We start from the raw sequence: 24,729 nt of genomic DNA, 5'->3' as shown, positions 1-24,729 counted from the left end.
CGTCTCCAAGGACCCCGTCTTGCGTCATGCCGTCCGCCCTATGATCCATTTCATGCCGCGCAGCCGCGAGGCGGCATGTCGCCCGGCTCTCTGTCTGGCGTTCTGCATGTTCATCCTGATCGCCCCGACAGGACCCGCAAAGGCACAGACACCCGCAGATACAGCCGGAACCACAGCGCAGGCAGCTCCCGCCATCTCCGCTGCTACCCCCGTACCGCAGCCGGCACTTTCAGTTTCCCTGACACGCGAAGTGCTGGTTGCAGCCCTTGGCTTTCTGGAACCCCGTACGCTCGAGGCGCATTCCGCGCGGGATTTCTGCCTGTGGGGACTGGACGGGCTGACGGCCATCGACCCGACCCTTTCCGTCACAGAAACGCGCCCGGAAGTGTCGGGACCGGCACCCTCTCCCGGTGGGGCAATGGCGGCGGAAAAGAGCTCTGCCGATACATCTGCGCAGGCGCCCACAATGCTGAATGTCCTCCAGGGGCAGACGGTCGTGTTCAGCCGGATCATGCCGGCCTCGGACAGCAACGGGGCATGGGCCGATCTGGTCACGGCTGCCATGCAGGCCGCCTGGCAGCATTCCGCCACGCTGCGGGAGGCCGGATCAGACGCGCTTCTGCAGGGCTTTTTCGACGAACTTTTCAATCATCTTGACCCCTATTCCCGGTATCTCGGTCCCTCTCCCGCCAGTTCGGACCGCACGCGGCGGACCGGCAATACGGGAACGGTTGGGCTGAGTCTGGGCCAGAGCGGCCGCATGATCGTGATTACGGCCGTCAACGCCAACGGCCCAGCCTGGGAAGCCGGCGTGGATACGGGCGAGCGTCTGGTCTCCGTCAACGGCCGGTCGACGCGTGGTCAGGATGTCACCACGGTCCAGGGCTGGCTGGAGGGGGACGAGCATACCTCCGTCACGCTGGGGATCGCCGCGAAAGGCCATCGGACAACGACGCTGCGGCTGGAACGGACACAGGTCCCGCCTGAAACCGTATTTGCCTCGACGGACGGGCCTTTCACCGTTCTGCGCGTCACGTCCTTTTCAACCCAGACCGCAGAAGAGATCAGCCAGTATATCGATCAGGTCGTGGACGAACCGACACCGGATACGCCTGCTCCTTCTGCCAGCAAAAACAAGACCGCGGGGATTATTCTCGACCTGCGTGGTGATCGCGGCGGCGTCCTTCAGCAGGCCGTCACCACCGCGGCCCTGCTGCTGGATCATGGCGTGGCAGTGACCACGCATGGCCGGAACCCTCTGGCCAACCATATCTGGGCCGTTCAGGGTGGCGACATGACCAATGGCACGCCGGTGGTGATTCTCGTGGACGGACGGACAGCCAGCGCGGCTGAAATCCTGGCCTCCGCGCTGGCCGATCACCGGCGCGCCGTCGTGATCGGGAGCGAGACGCTCGGCAAGGGACTCGTGCAGGTGATCGGACAGATGCCAAACGGAGGAGAGCTGTTCGTGACGTGGAGTCGCAATCAGGCCCCACTCGGCTGGCCCATCCAGGGTCTGGGCGTCATGCCGCAGGTCTGCACATCGCTTGGTGCCGAGTCCCTTCAGGCCCAGCTCTCCGCCCTGAAACAGGGAAACACCCTGCAGGGCGAGGCCGTGCAGATGGCACGCGCGGCCCGCTATCCGGTTCCGGTGACGAAAATCCTCGATATCCGGAAACATTGCCCGGCCGCCATCGGCTCGGATGCCGATATGGACGCCGCCAGGGTGCTGCTGTCCTCCCCTGCCGCCTACAGGGCGGCGCTGGAGTCTGTTCCTGACGAGAACAGCGCGCCCATCCACTAACTTTGCAGGACGAACGGAAGCAGTCATGGGCGCACGATTGAAAACGGGACTCTGGGTACGGGCTGTCCTGCGCCGTATTTCCTCGGACGGAACCTCGGCCATGGTCCTAAAGAAAGGCGATGAGGACGCCGGAGCGGTCCTGATCGTCCTGACCGACCGCTCGGGTGGAACCGGCGTCCTGCGCGAAGACGGAAACGGATGGGCCCGCGTTGATGCCACCGATCCGGCAGGCGTGGACGCCTATCTGGAGCGGCAGAAGAAATATGATCCCGACCTGTGGATCATCGAACTGGAGATGCGGGACGTATCCCAGCCCATAGAACGCACCCTCGGCTCGCGACGGCTCGATCTGGACGAAGAGGCGTAAACTGTGGGAGTGAAGACACAGCACATGGCGAACCTGCCATAAAGAAAACCGCATGATGCGGCATTGTGCTGTGTGATGCGTTGCCATCGTCCGAGCTTTCGGCAAGAACACACGCAGATAAGGTTGGCAGATTTGTCTGGTTGGAGAGAAATGACATGACGCAACGATCCGTTGTCAGGACCTGGCTTACCCGTGCCGGGTTCACTGCAGGCGTTTCGATGCTCGTCATGGGTGCCGCAACCGCACAGCCCGTCAAAGGCCTGTATATTGCAGGTGAAGGCGGCGCCAGCTTCAACCAGGACCAGACCGCGCGCCTGTCCCCGGTCTTTCCGAGCGGACGTGACCATTACCAGGCCGGTGTGACCGGTATTGGCAGCCTCGGCTATGGGCTTGGAAACGGCTTCCGGGTCGAAGTCGAAGGCAACTACCGCAACAACCGTCTGCAGCAGTTCCGCTCCAGCACCTTCCCGTCCTCCGTTGGTGGCCGTCAGCAGGGCTATGGCGTCATGGCCAATGCCCTGTTCGACATGGATATCGGCAAGTCCTGGGTCTTCCCGTATTTCGGCGCCGGTATCGGTTATGGCTGGCAGGCCATGAACACCTATGTTCATGCCCCGAACGGCGCGTTTGACCAGCATGTGGGCGGCACGACCGGGAACTTCGCCTATCAGGGCATCTTCGGCCTGTCCTTCCCTGTTCCCTGGGTTGTAGGCCTGTCCGCCACCGCCGAGTACCGCTTCTACACGCTGATGGGTCCGAACGGGCACCATGCCACGGCAACCGGAATCTATGGCGGCTGGGACAAGACCAAGGAATTCGGGGTATCCAGCGGCAACCGCGATACCCGCACGGACTTCAATCATTCGCTGATGCTGGGGCTGCGCTACGAGTTCAATCCCGCTCCCCCGCCGCCCAAGCCGGTTGCGGCACCCATGCCGATTCCGGGACCTGCGCCCACCCGCACCTATCTGGTGTTCTTCGACTGGGATTCGGCTGAGCTGAGCACGCGCGCGAAAGCCGTTGTGGCCGCCGCAGCCCGCAACTCCACCTCCGTGCAGGTCACGCATATCGAGGTCAGCGGCTATACCGACACCTCGGCAGCCCATCCGGGACATCGTGGCGAGGCCTACAACATGGCGCTCTCGCAGCGTCGTGCGAACACGGTCAAGGAAGAGCTGGTTCGTGACGGCGTGGCTGCCGGGCTGATCACGACGCAGGGCTTCGGCGAGAGCCACCCGCTGGTGGTCACCGCTGCCAATACCCGCGAGCCCCAGAACCGCCGCGTGGAAATCGATTTCAAGTAAAGTCTGCGAACAGACGCAGATTCCCGGTCAGCCGGCGGCTTCTCATGAGGCCGTCGGTTTTTTTATGCCTGCCATACGCCCGGCCGACATAAAAAAGGGCGGAGAGAAACCTCCCCGCCCTTTCAGACCCATCGACGTGATGGAAAAGACTTACTTCTTGCGGCGCACCGTATGACGGACGGTGGCTTTCTTGGCCGTCGTCTTCGCGGGCGTCGGAGCGACGACTGCGGGCGGCTTGGCGACAACGACGCCTGTTGCATCCACCGTGGCGTGGATCGTCAGATGCTCGCGCTTCTGGCCACCACCGGGAATCAGCTCGGCCGTGAACGAATCCGTTCCGGCGTAAGCCGTGGCCGGCGTGTAATCCACATAGGTCTTGCCATCATAATTATAGAGGAAGGCCTTGCCGTGTGCCGGCGGCGGATTGACGCCGAAGGAGGCATAGTTGCCACCCATCGGCTTCTGGATGGCGATGGAGCACAGTCCGTCATCGCTGCGGACCGTCATGTCCACGCTCATCGTGCCGTCAGCGGCCTTCTTGACGGCGGAGACGTGGCAGACAGCGGAGGTCCGCTGGTAGCCGAAGGGATTCGGGGCCACGGAACGCTGGACGATCGGCTGTTGGGCACAACCGGAGAGAAGCAGGGAAACGGCCAGTGCCGAACCCAGGGTAATGGCAGAACCTCGCAGACGCACGGTCAACTCCAACGCATCGTGACAGGACATGCCGCGTTTTCACGGCAGACAGACGTTCGCATGTAGAACAGGACAGCACGGGGCGAAAGGCTGCATGGGGACAGTGTGGCCATTTTGACGGTATTTTGTGCCCGGGAAGCGATAAATTCGCCCCGGGACGTCCCGCGCCAATTTTCTGCCACGAAATCATGTTTCGGATTAAGGGCTTGCCGCACGTTCCTCAGACGCAGAATCAGCTTTCGCGGGGGGTCGACCGCGGGTAGTCTGTTCCAGTGGTTGTGGCCGGTCGATCCGGTCTTGTGGAGTCTGTCAATGCCGTCGATCTTCCGTCGTTCCTTCAAGAGCCTGCTTGCTGTCGGGCTTTCCTGCGCTACGCTTTCTGCCGTTCATCCCCTGTCCGCCCGCGCTGCGGACTGTGGCAATTCGCCCGCTCACGAAGCCTTCGATGTGGCTGGCCTGAAATCCGAGCTGATGGTGACGGCGCTGTCGTGCAAGGCGCAGGACCGTTACAACGCTTTCGTCAGCAAGTTCCGCCCGGCCCTGCTGAATGCGGACGAGCGTCTGAACAGCTATTTCCACACGACCTATGGTCGTCGTGCGCAGGTCGAACATGATGATTACATCACGCAGCTGGCCGACATCCAGTCACTGGGTGGACTGAAGTCCGGTACGGTCTTCTGCCAGCAGCGCGAGGCGATGTTCGACGAGATCGATGCCCTGGAATCCGCATCCGATCTGGCGCATTACGCCGAAGCCAAGGACGTGGCCCAGCCGGCCTCCTATGAGAGCTGCGAAGCTCCGGCGACCATCGACCGCCACTCCCGCAAGGGCGTGACGAAGCGGGCAGCCACCCGCCACACGAACCGCGCCTGAGCCAATCTCTGATCCTGTCGCGAAGCGTTCGCTTGACGTTCCGTGACGGGACGGCGACAACGCAGACATGAGCGATCTGTTCGAGTCAGGAAAGACAGGCAAAACCCGGGCCGGCGGCACCCGCAAGGGGACAGTCGACACGGAATATGGCGCCCACGACATCGAGGTGCTGGAAGGGCTTGAGCCCGTCCGGCGCCGTCCGGGCATGTATATCGGTGGCACGGATGATACCGCATATCATCATCTGGCCTCCGAAATCCTTGATAATGCGATGGATGAGGCGGTGGCGGGGCACGCCACGACCATCGACGTCCGGCTGGAAGGCCCGCGCACGCTCATGGTGCGGGACAATGGCCGTGGTATTCCGACCGATCCCCATCCGAAATTTCCCAAGAAATCCGCGCTTGAGGTGATTTTCACCACGCTGCATGCGGGCGGAAAGTTCTCCGGCAAGGCCTATGACACCTCCGGCGGCCTGCACGGCGTCGGCAGTTCGGTCGTCAATGCGCTGTCCGAGAAGCTGGAAGTCGAGGTCGCGCGGGACCGGACGCTGTACCGGCAGGACTTCGTGCGCGGTGTCTCGCTGGCGCCGCTGGCGGAAGTTGGCAATGCGCCCAACCGCCGTGGCACGACGGTGCGTTTCACACCCGACCCGGAAATCTTCGGCAACCACCACTTTTCCCCGGCGCGCCTCTACCGGATGTGCTGCTCCAAGGCGGCGCTGTTCCGGGGGGTGACGATCCAGTGGAAATGCGAGCCGTCTCTTATCAAGGCCGGAGACGAGACGCCGGTCGAAGCCACCATCCAGTTCCCCAACGGTCTGGAAGACGCCCTTTCGGCAGAGCTCGGGCCGGATCCGGATCTGCTGACGCCGATCTGGGCCGGCGATGTCGAGCTGCCGATTGCGGCAGACGGTCGCACGGGCGGACGCGTGGAATGGGCGGTAGCGTTCCTTGAGAGCGGTACAGCCTCGCTTTCCTCGTTCTGTAATACGATTCCCACGCCGCAGGGTGGCACGCATGAGGCCGGGTTCCGGGCGGCTCTGGTCAAAGGGCTTCGCGCCTGGGGCGACCAGCGCAAGGTCAAGCGGGCTGCGGCGATCTCGGCCGAGGACGTCCTTGGTTCCGTGGCGGCCAAGCTGTCGGTCTTCATCCGTGATCCGCAGTTCCAGGGCCAGACCAAGGACAAGCTGACCTCGCAGGAAGCCTCCCGACTGGTTGAAGGCGCGCTGCGCGACCGTGTGGATCACTGGCTGGGCGGCAACCCGCAACAGGCCGACACCCTGCTGGCCTTCATGGTCGAGCGGGCGGAAGAGCGGCTGCGCCGTCGTGAAGTCAAGGACACGGCCCGTAAAAGCGCGACGCGCAAGCTACGTCTCCCGGGCAAGCTGACGGACTGCACGCGCGAAAATGCGGCGGAGACGGAGCTGTTCCTCGTGGAGGGCGAATCGGCCGGTGGCTCGGCACGTCAGGCCCGTGATCGTGAAACGCAGGCTGTGCTGCCGCTGCGTGGAAAGATCCTCAACGTGGCATCCGCCACAACCGACAAGCTGCGGGCCAATCAGGAACTCCGGGATTTGACCGAGGCTCTTGGCTGCGGCATCGGGGCCTCGTTCGATATCAGCCGCCTGCGCTACGGGCGCGTCATCATCATGACGGATGCTGACGTGGACGGGGCGCATATCGCCTCGCTGCTGATGACGTTCTTCTATCGCGAGATGCCGGAGCTGATCCGTCACGGACATCTGCATCTGGCACAGCCGCCGCTCTATCGCATCACGCATGGGCCCAAGACGGTCTATGCGATGGATGATCAGGACCGCGTCCGTCGCATCAAGGCCGACTTCAAGCCGAATGCGAAGGTCGAGGTCTCCCGGTTCAAGGGCCTGGGTGAGATGCCGGTCAAGGATCTCAAGGAAACGACCATGGATCCGGCCCGTCGCACGCTTCTGCGGGTCATCACCCCGGCCGAGGACCGTCTGGCGACCAGTGAGCGTGTCGAAAGCCTCATGGGCCGCAAGCCGGAGCTGCGCTTCCGCTTCATTCAGGAACATGCCCGATCCGTTGACGAGCTCGACGTCTGAGCGTGTCGTCACCGGCCAGTTCCACGGAGTCTCATAGCCAGCTCAAGGCCGTCGGATGTCTGATCGGAGGGATTTCCTCCTTTCAGATCGGCGCAACGCTGGCAAAGGGGCTGTTTCCCCTGTTCGGTCCGACCGGCATGGTCGGGCTGCGCGTGTGTCTGGCGGCCGTGATCCTGCTGTGCATCTGGCGGCCGACACGCGGTTCGCTAACTGTCGAACGTCTGAAACTGCTTCTGCCCTATGGCGCCGCTGTCGCGGTCATGAACTTCTGCTTCTATGTGGCACTGGTCCGGCTGCCGCTGGGCGTTGTTGTCGCCCTTGAATTCACAGGCCCTCTGACGCTGGCACTGGTTGGATCCCGCCGATGGCTGGATCTGTGCTGGGCGGGGCTTGTGGTTCTGGGGCTTTTCCTGCTGCTGCGGCCCGAGGGAGCGACGATTGGCCTGTCCTCGCTCAATCTGTTTGGCGTGGCCGCGGCCCTGCTGAGTGGGTGTGGCTGGGTGGTCTATATCCTGACCGGCACACGCATGGGCAAGATGTTCCCCGCCCCCGTCGCCACCACTCTGGGCATGAGCACGGCAGGTATTCTGCTGCTGCCCTGCCTGATTCCGACGATCCCGACGGTACTGACCCATCCCTGGCAGGGGGGAGCCGCGCTGAGCGTCGCTGTCCTCTCCTCGGCCGTGCCCTATATTCTGGACATGATGGCGATGCGGACCCTGAACCCGCGCGAGCTGGGAATCCTGCTGAGCATGGAGCCGATGCTGGGTGCGCTTTCAGGATTCATTTTCCTGCATGAGGCGCTGTCCATCATGCGCTGGATGGGCGTTCTGTGCATCGCGGCGGCATCGGCCGGGAATGTCCTGACAGGGCGCCAGAAGCCGCTCCACTGATCCCGCCTGAGCAATAATCGGCTGAAAACTGACAGAAATATAGGGATGGGCCGTATTTCGCTCCCTTGACCGGCCTGCGACACGCGCGCCAGATGCGGACGTCATGTCCCGCCTCTTTCCCTCCTCGAACCAACGGTCCGGTCTGTCTGCGCTTGCAGTCATCGCCGTGGTTCTTCTGGGATTTCTGGGGCAGCTGGTCCTTCAGGGATGTGCCTATCCCGAAGAAAGTCCGCGGGCGACGATCGAGCGCCTGACGGGGATCGACATTGCGCCGTCACCCATGGTGATGACCGGGCCCATGCCCGGAACGACGGCCGGACAGCATCACCACCACCATTCCCATGACGGCACCTGCCCGCTCTGTCCGCTGTTGCAACTGCTTGCGGTCATCCTGGCCAGTCTGCCCCTCGTGCCCGCCCGTAGGACCACAAGCCGTCAGATCCGGCAACACCCGGGCACACCACGCGCGCCGCCTGCGATCTGGCGTCTGCTTCCACCGTCCCGGGGACCACCTCGCCTCGTCTGACCCCCATCGTGGTCATGGCGGAGGACGGGACTTCCTGCGGTCTGCCCGTTTCGGGCGGCTCTTCAGGACGTGATTCGCCGTGACTGGATTTCAGACCAGTCGAGGATGCGGATCATGCTCCCCTTTTTCAGCCCCCGCGCAGGCGGTGCACCTCACGTGCGCCCGTACCTGGCGGCCATCATTTTGACCCTGAGCGCCTTTTCAGGGGCCTCTGCTCAGGAAACCCTGCCCCAGCCGGGCTCCGTCGAAGCCGGCAAAGCCGAACATCTGACCGTCAATGGTGTGCGCCAGCCCCGGACAACCAGCGCGGATACGGCGCATCTTCTGGACCATGCACTGGGCTACAGCACCTATTCCGCAGGGGGTGTTTCCGCCCTACCCGTCCTGAACGGCATGGCCGATGACCGAGTGGCCACACTCGTGGACGGGATGCGGATTGATGCGGCCTGCCCGAATCACATGAACCCGGCCATGTCCTATGTCGATCCGGACAGCGTGTCCCGCGCCGTGGCGATTGCGGGCATCACGCCCGTCAGTCTGGGCGGGGACAGCATCGGCGGCACCGTGGAGATCGAGCGGAAAGACCCGCTCTTTGCGAAAGCGGGCAATATCCTCGTGACCGGACATGTGCGTGGCGACTATCGCAGCAATGGCGGCGGCTCCGGTGCTTCCGGGTCCCTGACCGTCGCCAATGAGATGTTCAGTCTGCGCTATACGGCGTCCTATTCCCATGCCAGCGACTATCAGGCTGGCGGAAACGGACAGCACGTGCGGTCCACGGATTACCTGAGCTTCAACCATGCGGTGACGCTGGGCGTGAAGAAGGCCAATCATCTGCTGGCCCTGACGTTCGGTCAGCAGGACATCCCGTATGAAGGCTTTCCCAACCAGTATATGGACATGACGAACAACCGTTCGACCTTCGTGAACGGCAAGTACAAGGGCGACTTCAACTGGGGCACGCTGGATGTGCGCGGGTCGTGGCAGCGGGTGACGCATGTCATGGACATGCTGTCGGACAAGGGCGGTCACAGTGCCACCACGGGTATGCCGATGAACACGGATGCGCGGACGGCGGCTTATGCGATCAAGGCGACCATTCCGCTCGGGCTGAAGCATACGCTGAAGCTGGGCAGTTCCTTCGATCATAACGGGCTGAACGACTGGTGGCCGCCTTTGCAGGGCAGCACGATGATGGGGCCTGGCACCTATCACAACATCAATAACGGCCATCGGGACCGGCTGGGCCATTTCGTGGAATGGGATGCACAGTGGCTGCCACGCTTTTCCACGCAGCTCGGGTTCCGCAATGACGTCGTGATGATGAATACGGGGAAGGTCGCCCCCTATTCCTGGAGCAGCATGATGTCGATGGCGGATGCTGCCGCAGCCGAGACATTCAACAAGGCGTCACGCGGCCGGACGGACGTCAATTTCGATGTCACGGCAACGGGGCGATGGAAGCCGCTGGACAGCCTGTCCATTGAAGGTGGCTATGCCCGCAAGACGCGCTCGCCGAACCTGTATGAGCGTTATGCCTGGGGCATGGGCAGCATGGCGACGCGCATGACCGGCTGGTTTGGCGATGGCAACGGCTATGTGGGGAACCTGAACCTGTCGCCCGAAGTCGCCAATACGGCCAGCGTGACGGTGGACTGGCATGACCCCAACCCGATGCAGCGCTGGGACCTGAAGATCCAGCCGTTTTACACCTACACGCACAACTACATTAACGTCCGCCGCCTGGGCAGCTTCTCGAACGGGCTGTCGATGCTGGGTTTCGTCAACCACAATGCCCAGAGCTACGGCATCAACGCCTCTGGGTCCGTACGTCTTTGGGACAGGCCGGCTTACGGACGGGGCGAGCTTGTCGGGAACATCAACTGGGTCCGCGGCGTGGATTTGGTGACGCATTCGGGCCTGTATCACCAGATGCCGACGAATGGTGTGATCGGGCTGCACGAGACGTACGAGAACTGGACGGGACGCGTCGAAGTAACGCTCGTGAAGTCCAAGGACACCGTGGACTGGCTGCGCAACGAGCCCCGCACGCCGGGCTATGCGCTGCTGGGGCTTGGGGGGAGCTATCGCTGGCGGTATTTCACCCTCAATGCCGAACTGGCGAACGTGCTGAACCAGCGATACTACCTGCCCCTCGGCGGGCTCTCGCTGGGGGATTACGACGCCACAGGCATTCTGGAGCCGTTGCCGGGAATGGGGCGGTCCTTCAACATGAGCCTGACCGCCGCATTCTGAAAGAGAACCGGGAGCGCGTCAGACGCTCTCGGCAACCCAGTTCCGCTTCTTCGTCGCCAAACCAATGCCAGGGTTGAAGCAGTTGCAAGGATCAAGGCTGCGGTAATGGGCAACCATTTCCTCGGGCGCCTTGTAGAGATGCCCGACATTGTGTTCGGCCGGATAGCGCGCCCCGCGGGCATCCAGTCCGGGGAGCATGTCGTGCTCCACCTGCATGGCGTTGTAGCCCTTCTTGATCACGTAATCCTGGTGCATCACGTGGCAGAAAAAGTGGCCGTAATAGAGTTTGACGATGATCCGGTCTTCGATTTCCTTGGGAAGGACCTCGAACCACTCACGGTCGTTGCGGCGCAGGGCAACGTCGAGCGCCACGATGTCTTCAGCGGTTTTCGTATGGACCGCACGGTAACGCACGGCCGCACCGGCTGCGGCGAAACGGTGCAGGAAGGCGCGTGTGCCTTCATCCGGCGTACACTCGAAGAAGGCACCGCCCGTGCTTGAGGCCCACTGCTCCAGATAGGCGCGGACGGGTGCGGTCATATGGGCGGAGACCTTGAGCATCAGGTGATGCTCGAAGCGGTCGCGGTAATCGCACATGCGCTGGGGAAGCTGTTTCGGCAGGAAGCGGCTGAGGAACTGCATCGCCAGATCGCTGAAATGATCGGACAGGAAGGGCAGGCGCTGCGCAAAAACGTCAAACCTAGACTTCATGGAGAAGAACATCGGCAGGTATTTCGTGCCGAAATAGCGGATAACCGCGAAGGTATCCTTGCCGTATTTTTCGGCGATATTGAACGCATCGCGGTGCAGGTACTCACCGGCGATCGGCAGCTCGTCGAAATGGGTCAGAACATGGCGGCGGAGGTCTTCGAGGTCGGATGTGTTGTTCGTCCCGATATAGAACACGCCCGGATTCTTGTTGGCTTCGAACGTGTCGAGACGGACAGCAAACACGACCAGCTTGCCCGCACAGCCCGCGGCCTCGTACCAGCGGTTGGGGTCGGCATTGAAACGGGCGGGAGTGTCGGCGTCCACGTCGCGGACATGGATGGCATAGTTCTCGTCGTGACCACGACCGGCCTTCCAGTCGATGGCATTTTCCGGAAGCTGACCGGCTTGCACGGCGGCAAGGACCTGCTCGGGATTACCTTCAATACGGATACCCAGATGGTTGACGAGGTGGAGCTTGCCGTCCTCGCCCATCTGGCCGAACAGGGCCATCTCGGTAAAAGCCGGTCCACGCTGCACCAGCGCGCCACCGGAATTGTTGCTGACGCCGCCCAGAACCGAGGCGCCAATACAGGACGAGCCGATGACAGAATGAGGCTCACGGCCAATGGCAGCGAGTTTTTCTTCCAGATCATGCAGGGTGGAGCCCGGCAGGCAGACGACCTGCTTGCCCTCACCGATCAGGTGAATGCCGTCCAGGCGGTTCGTGCTGATGATGACGACATCGCGGTCATAGTCGTTGCCGTCAGGGGTAGAACCACCGGTCAGGCCGGTATTGGCGGCCTGCATGATGATGATCCGGCCCGTTTCGGCACAGAGTTTCGCAGCGCGCCACAGTTCCACCAGGCTGCCCGGCTGAAGCACCGCCACAACGTCACCCATGCCGAAGCGGAAGCCCTTGCGGAAGCGGTAGGTCGCCGACGGCTTCGTCAGAACGTGCCGCGCGCCCACAATGGCCCGCAGGGAGTGGATGAGCGAGGCATTGCTGACCTCGGAACTGCCTTTTAGTGACGCTGACATTCTGTTGTCTTTCCTGCCGCCAAAGTGATCGCCGCTGGTCCTAACATGGTGTTGCAAGAAACCGCTCTTCAACCCTGCGTGTTATTTAACGCGCCCAAAAAGACGTTCAAGTTCACGCCGTGTCAGTTTGAGCCATGTCGGCCGTCCATGCGAGCAAGTATTTGCACGCGGTGTCAGTTCCATCTCGCGCAACAGGGCATCCATTTCCTCAGGCTTGAGGCGACGACCTGCACGGATGCTACCATGACATGCCATGCGCGCGAGAATGGCATCCAGATGATGCGAGAAACTTCCCGTACTGGCAGCGTCCAGATCCGGATCACTGGCCAGTTCGTCGGCAATATCTTTCAGGAGACCCTGAATGTCCTGAGCGCCCAGAAGGGCCGGCACCGAGCGCAAAAGAACACTGCCGGGGCCGAAGGATTCAAGATCGATCCCCAGTTTTGACAGGTCTTCGGCCCGGGCCATGAGGGCTTCCGCCTCGCGACGCGGCAGGTCCACCACTTCCGGCAGGAGCAGAGCCTGCGACCGCAGCGTGCCGCCATTGGCGTACTGTTCGCGCAGGCGTTCATGGGTCAGGCGCTCATGGGCGGCATGCTGGTCCACGAGGACGAGGTCCCCATCAGGAGCGAGGGCCAGGATATAGGTATCGAAGACCTGCGCGATGGCAGCACCCAGCGGGAATGCAGGATCGAGCGCTTCGGGCTGCTGCGGAGCACGGGCAGCGGGGGCGAAAGCCGGGTCCGTTTCCGCAAAACCCGGTCGGACCAGAGACCGAGTGGCGTCCGGCAGAGGCGAGGATCGCGGAGCATAACCGGTCGGAAGGCTGCCCTGTAGCGGTACGGAAGCCGGAGCTTCCCGTGGCTCCGGCGGCCGGGGCGGATAGACGATGGACGGCCGCGAACCGAAGCTCGCATGAATGCCACCACCGCCATTCGAACCATGACCCAGCGCCCGGCCCAGACCGCCAATCACGAGAGACCGGATTTCGGCTTCGTCGGCAAACCGCAGCTCCGTCTTGGCAGGATGGACGTTCACGTCCAGCCGTTCCAGCGGCACGGTCAGATGCAGCGCCATGACCGGGAAGCGGCCACGCTCGATCACGGGGCGGTAGGCCACGCGGATGGCGGTCCGGAGCATGGGGTCCGTGACCGGGCGATTGTTGACCAGAATGAACTGCCCAGATCCGGTGGCGCGGGTGCGGGCCGGCCCGCAGGCGAAGCCAGACAGACGCACGGCCCCGCGCTGTTCGTCGAGCGGGATCAGCGTGTCAGGAGTCGTGTCCAGAACGGAAGCTGCCCGAGCAATGGGGCTCTGCTCGGGCAAATCGAACAGCACCTTGTCGTCCAGCAGGACGCGCATGGCGCAATGAGGCGCGGACAGGGCCAGACGACGCATGACGGATTCGGCATGGCTGCTTTCGACACGCGCACTCTTGAGGAACTTGCGCCGCGCCGGGGTGGCAAAGAACAGGTCTGTCACAACGATGCGCGTGCCGACCGGACCGGAGGCAGGCTGGGGCGGCGTGATGACACCCCCATCCACCCGGATGCACCAGGCGGTATCGGACTCCGGCGTGCGGGACGTGATGGACAGGCGCGCGCTGGCACCGATGGACGGCAGTGCCTCGCCCCGGAAGCCCAGCGTGCGGATCTGGACGAGGCGTTCGTCCTGAAGTTTGGAGGTACAGTGCCGCTCGACGGCCAACTCCAGTTCGACCGGGGTCATGCCGCAACCATTGTCGGTGACGTCGATCCGGTCCGTCCCGCCGGCACGCAGGGCGACCACGATGCGGGTTGCCCCGGCATCAATGGCGTTCTCCACCAGTTCCTTCAGCGCAGCGGCGGGACGTTCAATGACTTCACCAGCCGCAATCAGATCAATGACATGGCCGGAAAGACGACGGATTGTGGGGCGGGGAAAGGACGGGGCCTCGGACACGATGCCTCCTCATCGTCCGGACAGGGGCCGGACGGCAGACAGGACCGTCCCGTCCACCCAATCAGGGGCAGTCGGGACGGAGGGTACTTCAGAGAACGCCGAGGAAGGCCTTCTTCTTTCTGACGGTCGGGGTCGCACCCGTTGCGGGATTGCGGCCCAGGGCCGAGTTCTCGCGGATACGGCGGTTTTCGGCGTCACCATCGACGACAGAACCGGCATTGCCGCCCTTCCAGAACATCAGGTTATCCACGAAACCGGCATCGGCCGCGCCAAGCTCGGCGTTGTTCGGTGCGCTGGCGGACTTGTCCACCTGTCCGACCAGTGCAGTCTGGCCGGTGCTGCCCTTGCCGGAATCCGGATGCAGGGCCGTATCCGGCGACAGGGTTTCGAGAGCCTGCATCCGCGGGCTTTCGTCCGGACGATGCGCATCTGCGGCACCGGGGAGCTGCATCTGCTCGGAAGGCGGCATGGAGAGCGGAGCGCGGGTCGTGACGGTGTACTCGTCGGGCATGGCCCGTTCGAGACCGATCGCGCGTGAGACATCGGCGCCCGAGCAGCCCGAAAGCAGCAGGCCGACGGAAGCCATGGCACCCATCTGGACACTGAGACGGGCAACGGAAAGACGGTTACGGCGCATGGAGGGCCCCTGGGACGCGATCATGATGCAACACTCCTACAGTCCGCGCGACGCGGGGGCAAGCCATTGGAACAAGTTCCGCAATCGCATCACTTGGCAGCGGCCTGACGTTCCGCGAGCAGGGAGTCGATCAGCCAGACGATGACGCCGCAGACGATCCCTGAATCCGCGATATTGAAGACATACCATGACCAACCGAACGCATGGGCGTGCAGGAAATCCACAACCGCCCCATAGCGCAGGCGGTCGATGACATTGCCGATGGCACCACCGGCAATCGCACCACAGGACGCCGCCACGAGCGTGCGCTTCGTGCGGGTCAGGGTCCAGACCAGAAGCCCTACGGCGATCAGGGAAACCGCGCAGAAAATCCACGGTCCCCGGCTGCCGAGGCCGCCGAACATGCCGAACGTCACGGCATGGTTCCAGACCATCGTGAAGTTCAGGAACGGCAGGATTTCGACCGATCCCCGGTCCGGCAGATGGTAAACATAAAGGATCCAGTCCTTGCTGGCCTGATCCAGAACGAGGACCAGAACCAGCAGGGCAAATCCCAGAACCATGCGGCCTGTGCGGCTCATGCCCTCATGCCACAGGGACATCAGGCACTCACCACGTCGATGCAGCGGCGGCACAGCGCCGGATGTTCGGTGTTCTCGCCCACTTCGGGCAGAACCTTCCAGCAGCGGGCGCATTTATGGCCCGGCGCACGCTCGACCTGCGGGCCGCCATGCGCCGTGTCACCCGGCAGCAGTTCGGTTTCGGCATGGGACGTGATGAGCAGTTCGGCCCAGTCCAGCCCGCCGAAAATCCCGGCCTCTTCCTGCGACAGAGGCAGCGTGACGCTGGCTTCGAGCGAGGAGCCGATCGTGCCGTCACGGCGGGCCGTTTCCAGCTCGGTCGTGATCAGGCGGCGATAGGCACGGATGTCTTCCCAGCGGTTGCCGAGTTCCGGGTCGTTCCACTCGGCGTCCGGCTCAAAGAACTGTGCAAGATGAACGCTATCCTCCTCGCCGAAGCGGGCCTGCCAGGCTTCCTCGGCCGTGAAGACGAGGACGGGCGCCAGCCAGGTGCAGAGCGCGCGATGCAGGGCGTCCAGCACCGTGCGGGCTGCACGGCGCGTCGGATCGGACGGGGCGTCGCAGTAGATCGCGTCCTTGCGGATGTCGAAATAGAAGGCCGAAAGATCGGTGGTGCAGAAGCCGTGCAGTGCCGGATAGACACTAACCCACTGATGCGTCTCGACCGCACTTGCGATCAGGCCGCGCTGTTCGGTCAGGCGGTGCAGGATGTACTGCTCCAGTGGCGGCAGATCGGCGTAGGGCATGGCTTCTTCGGGCGTGAAGCCGTCCAGGGCGCCGAGCAGCCAGCGCAGCGTATTGCGCAGACGGCGATAGAGTTCGCCCTGCTGCTTGAGGATGTCCTGCCCGATGCGGAGATCTTCATTCGTATCGGAGTTCAGGACCCACAGGCGCAGGATGTCGGCGCCAAGGCTTTCGGTCACGTCCGAAGGGGCCACGACATTGCCCAGCGACTTGGACATCTTGCGGCCCTGCTCGTCCATGACGAAGCCATTGGTCACAAGCGCCTTGTAGGGTGCCACACCCATCGTCCCCACGCTTTCCAGCAGGGAGGACTGGAACCAGCCGCGATGCTGGTCAGAACCTTCAAGATAAAGATCGGCCGGGAAGTTCAGACCTTCCTGCCCCAGATCGAAGCGATGGGTGGACCCGCTCTCGAACCAGACGTCCACGATGTCGAAGACCTGTTCGTAATCGGCGGGATCCCGGCCTTCACCCAAGAAAAGCGACGGGTCGGCTTCATACCAGACGTCCGCTCCCTTTTCGCGGAAGGCCTCGACGATGCGCTGCATGACGGCCGCATCGCGCAGGACTTCACCGGTGCGCTTCTCGACGAAGACCGCGATCGGCACGCCCCAGGCGCGCTGGCGGGAGATGCACCAGTCGGGGCGCTGCTCGATCATGGAGGTCAGGCGACGGCGGGCGGCTTCGGGGACGAAGGTGACGTTGTCGAGCGCACTCAGGGCTTTTTCGCGCAGCTTCGTCTCGCCATCCATCGCGATGAACCACTGCGGCGTGGCGCGGAAGATGATCGGCGCCTTGGAACGCCAGGAATGCGGATAGGAATGACGGACCGTTCCGCGGGCCATCAGGCCGGTGGCGGGGGCGTCGTCATGTTCGGCGGACTGGCGGGCTTCGGTCAGCAGGTCGCAGACCGGATCGGCCGCCTTGAAGACATGGATGCCGGCCAGATGCGGAACCCACGGAGCATAACGGCCGTCATCCTGTACGAGTTCGGGGACTTCGATGCCGTACTGGCGGCAGAGCATGAAGTCGTCCTGACCGTGGGACGGCGCCATGTGGACGAGGCCCGTACCGGCATCGGTCGTAACGAAATCGCCCGGCAGCATCGGCACGTCATACTCATAGCCACGGCCACGAAGCGGATGGGCGCAGACCGCGCCTTCAAGCCCGTTGCCCGGCAGGGTGTAGAGGATGTGATGGGCGGTAATGCCCGTCTCCGTGCAGAACGCGTCCACACGATCCTCGGCCACCAGAAGCTTGGCACCCTGCGGAACCACGCTGTTCTCGTTCGTCTCATCGACGCGCAGGACGACATAGGTGATGTCCGGGCCGTAGGCGAGCGCGCGGTTGGCCGGGATGGTCCAGGGCGTGGTCGTCCAGATGACGGCCGAAACCCCGTTCAGGGCGTGGGCGGGCGTCGGGTCCTTGATGATCGGGAAGGCCACGAAGATCGTCGTGGAGTCGATGTCGTGATATTCGATCTCGGCTTCGGCCAGGGCCGTCTTCTCGACCGGGCTCCACATGACGGGGCGCAGGCCACGATAGAGGCTGCCATTGAGCAGGAACTTGCCGATTTCGTCGACGATCTTGGCTTCGGAGCTGAAGTCCATCGTCACATACCGGTTGGCCCATTCGGCCTGAACGCCGATGCGCTTGAAGTCCTCGGCCTGCTTCTGCACCCATTCGGCAGCGTACTGGCGGCATTCGGCGCGGAACTGGAGCAGGGGCACCTGATCCTTGTCCTTGCCGGCCTTGCGATACTGCTCCTCGATCCGCCATTCAATCGGCAGGCCGTGGCAGTCCCAACCCGGAAGATAGCGGACCTCATACCCCGACATGCGATGGGCGCGATTGATGACGTCCTTCATCACCTTGTTCAGGGCATGCCCGATGTGAATGTGACCATTGGCGTAGGGCGGTCCGTCATGAAGCGTGAAGACGGTACGTCCCTTCCCGACCTCGCGGATCTTTTCGTCCAGTCCCGTAGCGGCCCAGCGGGCGAGCGTTTCAGGCTCGCGCTTGGGCAGGCCGCCGCGCATCGGAAAACCGGTGCGGGGGAGGAACACGGTATCGCGGTAGCGGTCCTGCTGTTCCTTGAAGGCGGCGACGGAAGGATCGGGAGTCTTATCGGACATGAGGGACGAGCCAGTTTCGGTCATTCACACAAAGGGTGGGTTATATGGAGATCGCGAGCCAATCCGGTCAAGTCCGCGTTAAAGGCGGCAGCAATGCAGGGCTGCCCCAAAGCGGGTTGCCGGGGCGGCGGGACTCGCGGATGATGGGCAATATGGCGCTTTTTTCAGAAGGCAGAACCGTGAACGCACTTCGTCTCTTCCAGTCTTTTGCAGGAGCCGTTCTGGGTGTCTGTACGGGGTTCAGCATGGCCGCACACGCGCAGGCGCCCCGTTGCCCGGCAGCGGCAAGCGTGCCGGACAAGGCCCGGATGGCGCAGATGTTCCAGACGGCACCGGACCGGGGCTTCCTGTGGAAAGTGACGAAGGACGGTCACTCGTCCTGGCTGTATGGGACGCTGCATATCGCAAAACAGGACTGGCTGCTGCCCGGCCCCCTGACACGTGCCGCGATCCTGCACAGCAGCGAGGTCGCCCTTGAGCTTGATCTGAATGCCCCGGACACGGCCACCACGCTGCGCCAGCCGGAAGATCCCGCCCGATGGGCACATCTCGTACAATCGGGGCGCAAGGCGAAAGTGGATGCGCTGATGGACCAGCAATGCGTGCCCAGCGCGGCATTCGCACATGTGGCGGTCGGCGTGGAGGCGGCAGGCGTCGAATCCCTGGCGTCACGCCAGAACGGATATTATCCGGATTATGCTGTGGATGGCGTTCTGCAGGGCATGGCGGGCAGTCTGAAAAAGCCACTGATCGGGCTGGAGACGGTGCAGATGCAGCGGGACCTGCTGATCGGTCCGGACGCTGCGGATGAGGACGCGTTCATTGATGACATCGTCAAGGGCGTGTCTTCCGGCAAGACGCAGGGCGAGAACCAGCATCTGGCGGAGATGTGGGCAGCGAGCGACGTGAAACGGCTGGATCGTTATCAGGACTGGTGCGACTGCCTGAATACCGCGCAGGAGCGACGCTTCATGACGCGGCTTCTGGATGATCGGAATGTCGGCATGGCGCAGAAAATCGAGAAGATCCATGAGAGCGGGACATCGCTGTTCGCAGCCGTGGGTTCCCTGCACATGGCGGGGCCGAAGGGGCTGCCCGCCCTGCTTCGCAAGGACGGGTTCGAGGTCCAGCAGATCGTACCCGCACTCTGATGAAACGGATCGTTCAGAAATTCCTGGGCCGCAAAGCGCCCACCCGCCGTCCCGAGCCTCCTGTCCTCCCACCGCAGATCGAGGAAATCAGGCAGGGCGCGCTCAAGGGACAGCACCTTCAGATCGTACAGTGGGGGCAGGTGCTGCTGGACAGCGTGTATGTTCCGCGTGATCCGGTGGCAGCGCTGGACTGGTTCACGATTGCGGCCAATGCCGGGTTCGGACCAGGGCATAACATGCGCGGACGGTGCTTCCAGTTTGGCTGGGGTTGCGGGAAGGACCTTCAGCAGGCAGCGCGCTGTTATGAAGCTGCCGCGGCGGCTGGAGACGAATGGGGCCGGTACAATCTGGGTATCATGACCATGCGCGGGATCGGCATGGAGACAGATCTGGCGCGGGCGCTGGACCTGTTCCGCACCGCGGCAAATAACGGCCATGCAAAATCCATGAACCTGTATGCGCGGTTTCTGGAAGAAGGATGGGTTGTGCCGCAGGATCGGGCGGCAGCGCTGGACTGGTATCGGAAATCAGCGGAAGGCGGCGATTACCGGGGGCAGCACAATCATGCCACGGCGCTTGTGGATGCCGGGAAGATCGATGAGGCGCTGGGCTGGTGGCGCAAGGCCGTCGTGGATGCGACGTCCGACATTCTGCTGGCGATGGACCAGAAACTGACGACGCTGGGCCCAAAAAGCGACGCGGACCTGCTGGAGCGGGTGCGCAAACGCCTGAAGGAGATGGGAATTTCTCCGTCAGGCGCGGCTGTTTCGGTCAGTAATTCGCCGAAAGGTTGAAGAGGAAGGACCGGCCGACAGCCGGGGTGGCACGGTCGCTGAACAGGTTGCTGTAGTTCAGCCGGTTGTCGAGGTTGTAGCCGTTCATGGCGACGCGCCAGTGCTTGCCGAAATTGTGGGAAATCACGGCATCCCATTCCACGGTGGCGGGCACTGCCGCTGTATTGGTGGCGTTCAGGTAGACACCATCACGCCAGGTCAGACCACCACCGAACGTGACGTTCCACGGGCGGTTCGGCGCGATCGTGTAGGTGGACCAGATGGTAGCGGAGTTCTTCGGCGCGTACTGGATGCGCTTGCCGACATCAGCCGCCGTCAGGGACGAGACGGTTGTGGCGTCGTAATAGGCGTAAGTGCCGATCATGGTCCAGTTCTTCAGGATTTCGCCCGAAACGCTGAGTTCAACGCCCTGGTTACGCTGACGATCGCTGGACGAAGACACATCCCCCGTCGAAGGGTCGGTCATGAGGGCGTTGCCCTTTTCCAGACGGAACACGGACGCCGTAAAGCCCATGCGACCGTGAAAGGCGTTATACTTCGCACCCAGTTCGTAAAGACTGCTGCGTTCGGGACTGAAACCCTGCGTCGTGGATTTCAGGGGTTCGGAGCTGTTCGTCACGTACAGGCCCAGCGGCGTGGTGGACTGGGCCCAGTTGAAATAGACCATGATGTTGCTGTTGGGCGTGTACATCAGGCTGACGGTCGGATTGAACGTATCCTGTGTCTGTCCGTAAGACACGCCGGCGCCGGCCGTTCCGCCATTGGCGGAGTAGTGGCTGTCCCAGTGATCCCAGCGGAAGCCGCCACGGATCGAGAACCAGGGTGCCAGCCACATCTGTTCGGAGAAGAACGCGCCGACATCGGTGGCATCGCCCGTCTTGTACATGGCATGACCGACACCGGAGATGTTCACGAGATTTCCGCTGTACTGACCCAGCGATCCGAGCAGGAGACCCGGCTGGGTGGCGGACGGGTGGAGCAGGCTTGTCGTGTCAGTTTTCGTGCCGTTCTGCCCGTTGAAATTGTACGCGTAGTTCGTGCGACGGTCATAGACATGCGAGATATCGACGCCGGCGATCATCTGGTGACGGATGCTGCCGGTCGAGAACTTCGCGATGCCCGAGAACACATCCTGCACGGACCAGTCGTTCTGCTGATAGGGCTCCGGACCGCCCAGATGGCCACGCCGGTTGATGGTCGCCGCTTCAGGATCAGTGAAATACTCGGCAGCGCAGGTCGTATCGCAGCCCGGTTGTGATGCGGAGAAGTACCGGCTGTACATGCCACCACGCGCATCGTTGTAGAACGTGATGTTCTTGTTCAGGTCGAATTTCAGGCGCGCCGTCAGCATGTCCACATTCGACGCATCCTGATCATAGGTCGTGCCGTACCAGTTGTTGCGATTCAGGCCATATTCCGTCAGTGGCTTTGCAACGCGCGTTCCCGGCTTGGTGACGACCGGCACACCATAATCCGGCACGCGGTTGTCCGTCTGGTGGAAATATTCCAGCGTGAAGGTCGTGCGCTTGCCCAGACCGAAGGCAATGGACGGTGCAATACCCCAGCGATGGGAAAAGACATTGTCCCGGCCGACCGTGTTGTTCTCGTTGCCCATGCCCGTGATACGGATGGCCGTGGAGTCACCGATCTGCTTGTTGAAATCGAGCGTGCCACGATAATAGGCGCCCGACCCACCTGAGAAGCCGCCGCTGTAGCTGTCCCCGAGATGCGCGACCTTGGTGGTGATGTTGATGGCGCCACCCGTTGTGCCATTCCCGAAGACTTCCGAAGACGGCCCTTTGATGACCGAAACGTGGTCGTAATCGAAACTGTCGCGGGTATAGACGCCAAAATCGCGCAGGCCGTTCTCATAGATGTCGTTCTGCGCCTGGAAACCGCGGATCAGGAACTGGTCCCCCGCCATGCCGCCCTCGCCTTCACCGACCGACGCGGTAATGCCCGGCACGTTGCGCAGGGCCTCGTCGAGCGATTTGACGTTCTGCTGTTCCATCAGGAGCTTGGGCACGACGTTGATCGTCTGCGGCGTATGCATGACGTCTTCGGGCATCCGGCCAATGCCGATGGGGGTCTGCAACGTGTTCATCGGAGAGCCGATGACCTGCAGATGTTCGGTTTCCTCAGGCGTTGCGACGATGCTGTTGTCCGCCGTTTTTAGAGCAGATCCCGATGTAGGAGCTTTCGGCGGAAGGGCCTTGGGCGTCTGGGCGCTAGCTGCGTCGTTTTTGGGAACCGGGTGACGACGGGCCTTGTGATGATGCCGGGTGTCGCCCTGTGCGTGTGCGGCGGAACAGACGAGCGTCAGCCCTGCGGCAAGAGATAGCGGACCCAGAGGGTGGCGGGGTGTTCTGGACGACATCGGATCACGATCCTGCAAACGAAAACGGATGCTGTCCTTAAAGAGTTAATGCGACTAATTCTCAATACAGATTCAGCAACATTGCGAAAGATTCTCATTCTCCATGTCGAAGCGTGGCATAAATGACACAGAACGATACGTAACAAAAACCCCTTTCCCGGACCGGAAAAGGGGATTTGACGGCGCTGAAAAAGGGAAAAACCGGGGACGTCAGGCGCCCAGGATGGACCGGGCCTGCGCAGCATCTGCGGCGATCTGGGTCTTGAGTTCGTCCAGACCGGAGAACCGCTTTTCCTCACGCAGCAGGGCGATCAGGGCGACACTGAGAATCTGGCCGTACAGGTCCTCGTTGAAATCAAAGAGATGGACTTCGAGCCGGCTTTCCTGACCGTCATTGATGGTCGGACGACGGCCGATATTCGCAACGCCGGGAATAACCCGGCCATCCGGCAACGTGACGCGCGCGGCATAGACGCCGCGTGCAGGTTCGACATGCTGGGTCAGGGGAATGTTGGCAGTCGGGAAACCGAGGAGGCGTCCACGCTGGTCTCCGTGCATGACGGGACCGGTGATGCTCCAGGGACGGCCAAGTTCCTGCGCCGCGCGCTCGGGATAACCTTCCTGCAGCAGGCGACGGATGCGGCTTGAGGAGATCGGACCGCCCTCATCGGAAAGCTGGGGCACGATGGTCAGACCGATTCCATGGGGTGCCAGAAGGGTTTCAAGCCGCTCGATATTGCCGGTGCGTCGGTGGCCGAACGCGAAATCCGCTCCGCAGGCCACATGCGCCACGCCAAGGCCGTTCACCAGCACGTCGTTCACGAACTGATCGGCGCTTAGACGGGAAAACTCCGCATCGAACAGAATCTGGAAGACATGATCCACGCCCTGTTCACCAAGAGCAGCGGCGCGGACATCCGGTAGCATCAGGCGGAACGGCGGATCCTGCGGGCGGAACAGCGTGCGGGGATGGGGATCGAAAGTGACGACCGAAAGTGGGTGATCGGGACGTGCCATCCGCAGCGTATCGAGCAGATGGACATGCCCGCGATGCACGCCGTCGAAATTGCCCAGGGCCGCAACCGTATTGCGGGCAGAGGCAGGAATATTGCGCCAGTCCGTATGCAGGATCATGCGACGGGCAGGCCGAACTGGGTGGAGACGGCGTTGAGGTCTGGGGCCTGCGGTACGCCCGGATGGGGGACAGTGCCGTCCTGCTCACGAACGAGCTGACAGACGGTCAGCCCTGCCCTCTGGGCAGCGTCCAGTTCGGCGCCGATATCGGACAGGAACAGGATTTCGTGTGCGGGCAGGCCGACAGCGGCTGTAATCTTTTCATAGGAGGCTGCGTCTTTTTTTCCGCCGGTCGAAAGATCGAAGAAATCCTCGAACAGCGGCGTCAGATCACCCTGTTCGCTATGGCCGTAGAGCAGCTTCTGGGACGGGATGGAGCCGGACGAGTAGACAGCCAGACGCAGACCACCCTTTGACCATGCTTCCAGAGCGGGCGGGACATCGGGATAGAGATCCGCCTTCAGGGTGCCGTCCTCGAAACCCTGACGCCAGGTCAGGCCCTGAAGCGTCTTGAGGGGTACGGCCTTCACGTCCGTCTTCATCCAGTCCTGACAGACCTTCAGCGGGTCCTGCCCCGGATGCTCCATGACGATATCTGCACGGGCGCCCATAACTATCGGGTTCGTATGGTCCTGCATCAGGGCCGGGAGGGCTTTCGCGGCGTAGGGAAACATGACGTCCCGCACGAAAGAGATCGGCAGGGTTGTGCCCTCGATATCAAGCAGAACGAGACGGATCATGGGA

General features: G+C 62.6%; 19 protein-coding genes. 10 read left to right on the top strand and 9 right to left on the bottom strand.

Annotated elements, in window-relative coordinates; translation table 11 throughout:
• Positions 1-52: 52 nt before the first annotated feature.
• The 3 genes from GLS_RS06830 (at position 53) to GLS_RS06820 (ending at position 3,475) form a co-directional block, all read left to right on the top strand.
• The gene (locus GLS_RS06830) at positions 53-1,804 is read left to right on the top strand and encodes a S41 family peptidase (protein ID WP_226986535.1); all 1,752 of its coding nucleotides are present in this window, start codon (positions 53-55) and stop codon (positions 1,802-1,804) included.
• 25 nt (positions 1,805-1,829) lie between these two features.
• Entirely contained in the window at positions 1,830-2,171 is a 342-nt protein-coding gene (locus GLS_RS06825) for a DUF1491 family protein (protein ID WP_011252814.1), read from the top strand.
• Positions 2,172-2,326: 155 nt separating this feature from the next.
• The gene (locus GLS_RS06820) at positions 2,327-3,475 is read left to right on the top strand and encodes an OmpA family protein (RefSeq protein WP_041111664.1); all 1,149 of its coding nucleotides are present in this window, start codon (positions 2,327-2,329) and stop codon (positions 3,473-3,475) included.
• A gap of 150 nt (positions 3,476-3,625) precedes the next feature.
• Here the strand turns inward: GLS_RS06820 and GLS_RS06815 are convergent, their stop codons facing one another.
• Positions 3,626-4,171 carry a hypothetical protein gene (locus GLS_RS06815; protein WP_024717037.1) on the bottom strand — a complete coding sequence of 182 codons (546 nt, stop codon included), beginning with the start codon at positions 4,169-4,171 and terminating at the stop codon, positions 3,626-3,628.
• Positions 4,172-4,483: 312 nt separating this feature from the next.
• On the opposite strand from GLS_RS06815, the gene GLS_RS06810 reads away from it, so the two are divergent.
• From GLS_RS06810 to GLS_RS06790, 5 genes are all read left to right on the top strand, one after another.
• Positions 4,484-5,044 carry a hypothetical protein gene (locus tag GLS_RS06810; RefSeq protein WP_041111663.1) on the top strand — a complete coding sequence of 187 codons (561 nt, stop codon included), beginning with the start codon at positions 4,484-4,486 and terminating at the stop codon, positions 5,042-5,044.
• A gap of 67 nt (positions 5,045-5,111) precedes the next feature.
• Complete coding sequence (gene parE / locus GLS_RS06805) at positions 5,112-7,127, top strand: DNA topoisomerase IV subunit B (RefSeq protein ID WP_041111662.1); 2,016 nt, start codon at positions 5,112-5,114, stop codon at positions 7,125-7,127.
• Between the two features lie 2 nt (positions 7,128-7,129).
• Complete coding sequence (locus tag GLS_RS06800; protein ID WP_041111661.1) at positions 7,130-8,020, top strand: EamA family transporter; 891 nt, start codon at positions 7,130-7,132, stop codon at positions 8,018-8,020.
• 103 nt (positions 8,021-8,123) lie between these two features.
• Positions 8,124-8,546 (top strand): DUF2946 family protein, encoded by a 423-nt coding sequence (locus tag GLS_RS06795; RefSeq protein ID WP_041111660.1) that lies wholly within the window; start codon positions 8,124-8,126, stop codon positions 8,544-8,546.
• Between the two features lie 114 nt (positions 8,547-8,660).
• The gene (locus GLS_RS06790) at positions 8,661-10,802 is read left to right on the top strand and encodes a TonB-dependent receptor (RefSeq protein WP_041112740.1); all 2,142 of its coding nucleotides are present in this window, start codon (positions 8,661-8,663) and stop codon (positions 10,800-10,802) included.
• Positions 10,803-10,820: 18 nt separating this feature from the next.
• On the opposite strand, the gene dld is transcribed toward GLS_RS06790, so the two are convergent.
• The 5 genes from dld to ileS form a co-directional block, all read right to left on the bottom strand.
• Positions 10,821-12,551: a D-lactate dehydrogenase gene (gene dld, locus GLS_RS06785; RefSeq protein ID WP_041111659.1), complete on the bottom strand. Its 1,731-nt coding sequence runs from the start codon at positions 12,549-12,551 to the stop codon at positions 10,821-10,823.
• A gap of 81 nt (positions 12,552-12,632) precedes the next feature.
• Positions 12,633-14,492, bottom strand: coding sequence for a DNA mismatch repair endonuclease MutL (gene mutL, locus GLS_RS06780; protein WP_080691908.1), 1,860 nt, complete (start codon positions 14,490-14,492; stop codon positions 12,633-12,635).
• 88 nt (positions 14,493-14,580) lie between these two features.
• Positions 14,581-15,153, bottom strand: coding sequence for a DUF3035 domain-containing protein (locus tag GLS_RS06775; protein ID WP_011252804.1), 573 nt, complete (start codon positions 15,151-15,153; stop codon positions 14,581-14,583).
• Positions 15,154-15,218: 65 nt separating this feature from the next.
• Complete coding sequence (gene lspA / locus GLS_RS06770) at positions 15,219-15,731, bottom strand: signal peptidase II (RefSeq protein WP_011252803.1); 513 nt, start codon at positions 15,729-15,731, stop codon at positions 15,219-15,221.
• Positions 15,731-18,589 carry an isoleucine--tRNA ligase gene (gene ileS, locus GLS_RS06765; protein ID WP_041111658.1) on the bottom strand — a complete coding sequence of 953 codons (2,859 nt, stop codon included), beginning with the start codon at positions 18,587-18,589 and terminating at the stop codon, positions 15,731-15,733. Before ileS ends, lspA begins: the two co-directional genes overlap by 1 nt.
• Before the next feature lie 179 nt (positions 18,590-18,768).
• Between ileS and GLS_RS06760 the strand changes: the two genes are divergently transcribed.
• Together GLS_RS06760 and GLS_RS06755 are read left to right on the top strand one after the other, a co-directional pair.
• Positions 18,769-19,740, top strand: coding sequence for a TraB/GumN family protein (locus GLS_RS06760; RefSeq protein WP_226986533.1), 972 nt, complete (start codon positions 18,769-18,771; stop codon positions 19,738-19,740).
• Positions 19,740-20,534, top strand: a complete 795-nt coding sequence (locus GLS_RS06755) for a tetratricopeptide repeat protein (RefSeq protein WP_041111657.1) — start codon at positions 19,740-19,742, stop codon at positions 20,532-20,534. The genes GLS_RS06760 and GLS_RS06755 overlap by 1 nt, the downstream gene beginning before the upstream one ends.
• On the opposite strand, the gene GLS_RS06750 is transcribed toward GLS_RS06755, so the two are convergent.
• From GLS_RS06750 to mtnC, 3 genes are all read right to left on the bottom strand, one after another.
• Complete coding sequence (locus tag GLS_RS06750; protein WP_041111656.1) at positions 20,512-22,911, bottom strand: TonB-dependent receptor; 2,400 nt, start codon at positions 22,909-22,911, stop codon at positions 20,512-20,514. The two genes, GLS_RS06755 and GLS_RS06750, sit on opposite strands and share 23 nt — an antisense overlap.
• 210 nt (positions 22,912-23,121) lie before the next feature.
• Positions 23,122-24,045, bottom strand: a complete 924-nt coding sequence (locus GLS_RS06745; protein ID WP_041111655.1) for a bifunctional riboflavin kinase/FAD synthetase — start codon at positions 24,043-24,045, stop codon at positions 23,122-23,124.
• Entirely contained in the window at positions 24,042-24,725 is a 684-nt protein-coding gene (gene mtnC / locus GLS_RS06740) for an acireductone synthase (RefSeq protein ID WP_041111654.1), read from the bottom strand. Before mtnC ends, GLS_RS06745 begins: the two co-directional genes overlap by 4 nt.
• Positions 24,726-24,729: the final 4 nt, after the last annotated feature.

The organism is Gluconobacter oxydans DSM 3504, from assembly GCF_000583855.1.
GTDB lineage: Bacteria > Pseudomonadota > Alphaproteobacteria > Acetobacterales > Acetobacteraceae > Gluconobacter > Gluconobacter oxydans.
Note: the sequence above shows the minus strand (reverse complement) of the source record. Positions and strands in the feature narration are given on the sequence as shown.

Excerpts from the sequence above, each read along its gene's own strand:
- GLS_RS06830 (WP_226986535.1), top strand. The coding sequence starts at position 53 with ATGCCGCGCAGCCGCGAGGCGGCATGTCGCCCGGCTCTCTGTCTGGCG.
- GLS_RS06775 (WP_011252804.1), bottom strand. The coding sequence starts at position 15,153 with ATGATCGCGTCCCAGGGGCCCTCCATGCGCCGTAACCGTCTTTCCGTT.
- GLS_RS06825 (WP_011252814.1), top strand. The coding sequence starts at position 1,830 with ATGGGCGCACGATTGAAAACGGGACTCTGGGTACGGGCTGTCCTGCGC.
- parE (WP_041111662.1), top strand. The coding sequence starts at position 5,112 with ATGAGCGATCTGTTCGAGTCAGGAAAGACAGGCAAAACCCGGGCCGGC.
- ileS (WP_041111658.1), bottom strand. The coding sequence starts at position 18,589 with ATGTCCGATAAGACTCCCGATCCTTCCGTCGCCGCCTTCAAGGAACAG.
- GLS_RS06755 (WP_041111657.1), top strand. The coding sequence starts at position 19,740 with ATGAAACGGATCGTTCAGAAATTCCTGGGCCGCAAAGCGCCCACCCGC.
- GLS_RS06795 (WP_041111660.1), top strand. The coding sequence starts at position 8,124 with ATGTCCCGCCTCTTTCCCTCCTCGAACCAACGGTCCGGTCTGTCTGCG.
- GLS_RS06820 (WP_041111664.1), top strand. The coding sequence starts at position 2,327 with ATGACGCAACGATCCGTTGTCAGGACCTGGCTTACCCGTGCCGGGTTC.
- dld (WP_041111659.1), bottom strand. The coding sequence starts at position 12,551 with ATGTCAGCGTCACTAAAAGGCAGTTCCGAGGTCAGCAATGCCTCGCTC.
- GLS_RS06790 (WP_041112740.1), top strand. The coding sequence starts at position 8,661 with ATGCTCCCCTTTTTCAGCCCCCGCGCAGGCGGTGCACCTCACGTGCGC.
- GLS_RS06810 (WP_041111663.1), top strand. The coding sequence starts at position 4,484 with ATGCCGTCGATCTTCCGTCGTTCCTTCAAGAGCCTGCTTGCTGTCGGG.
- GLS_RS06750 (WP_041111656.1), bottom strand. The coding sequence starts at position 22,911 with ATGTCGTCCAGAACACCCCGCCACCCTCTGGGTCCGCTATCTCTTGCC.
- mtnC (WP_041111654.1), bottom strand. The coding sequence starts at position 24,725 with ATGATCCGTCTCGTTCTGCTTGATATCGAGGGCACAACCCTGCCGATC.
- lspA (WP_011252803.1), bottom strand. The coding sequence starts at position 15,731 with ATGTCCCTGTGGCATGAGGGCATGAGCCGCACAGGCCGCATGGTTCTG.
- GLS_RS06745 (WP_041111655.1), bottom strand. The coding sequence starts at position 24,045 with ATGATCCTGCATACGGACTGGCGCAATATTCCTGCCTCTGCCCGCAAT.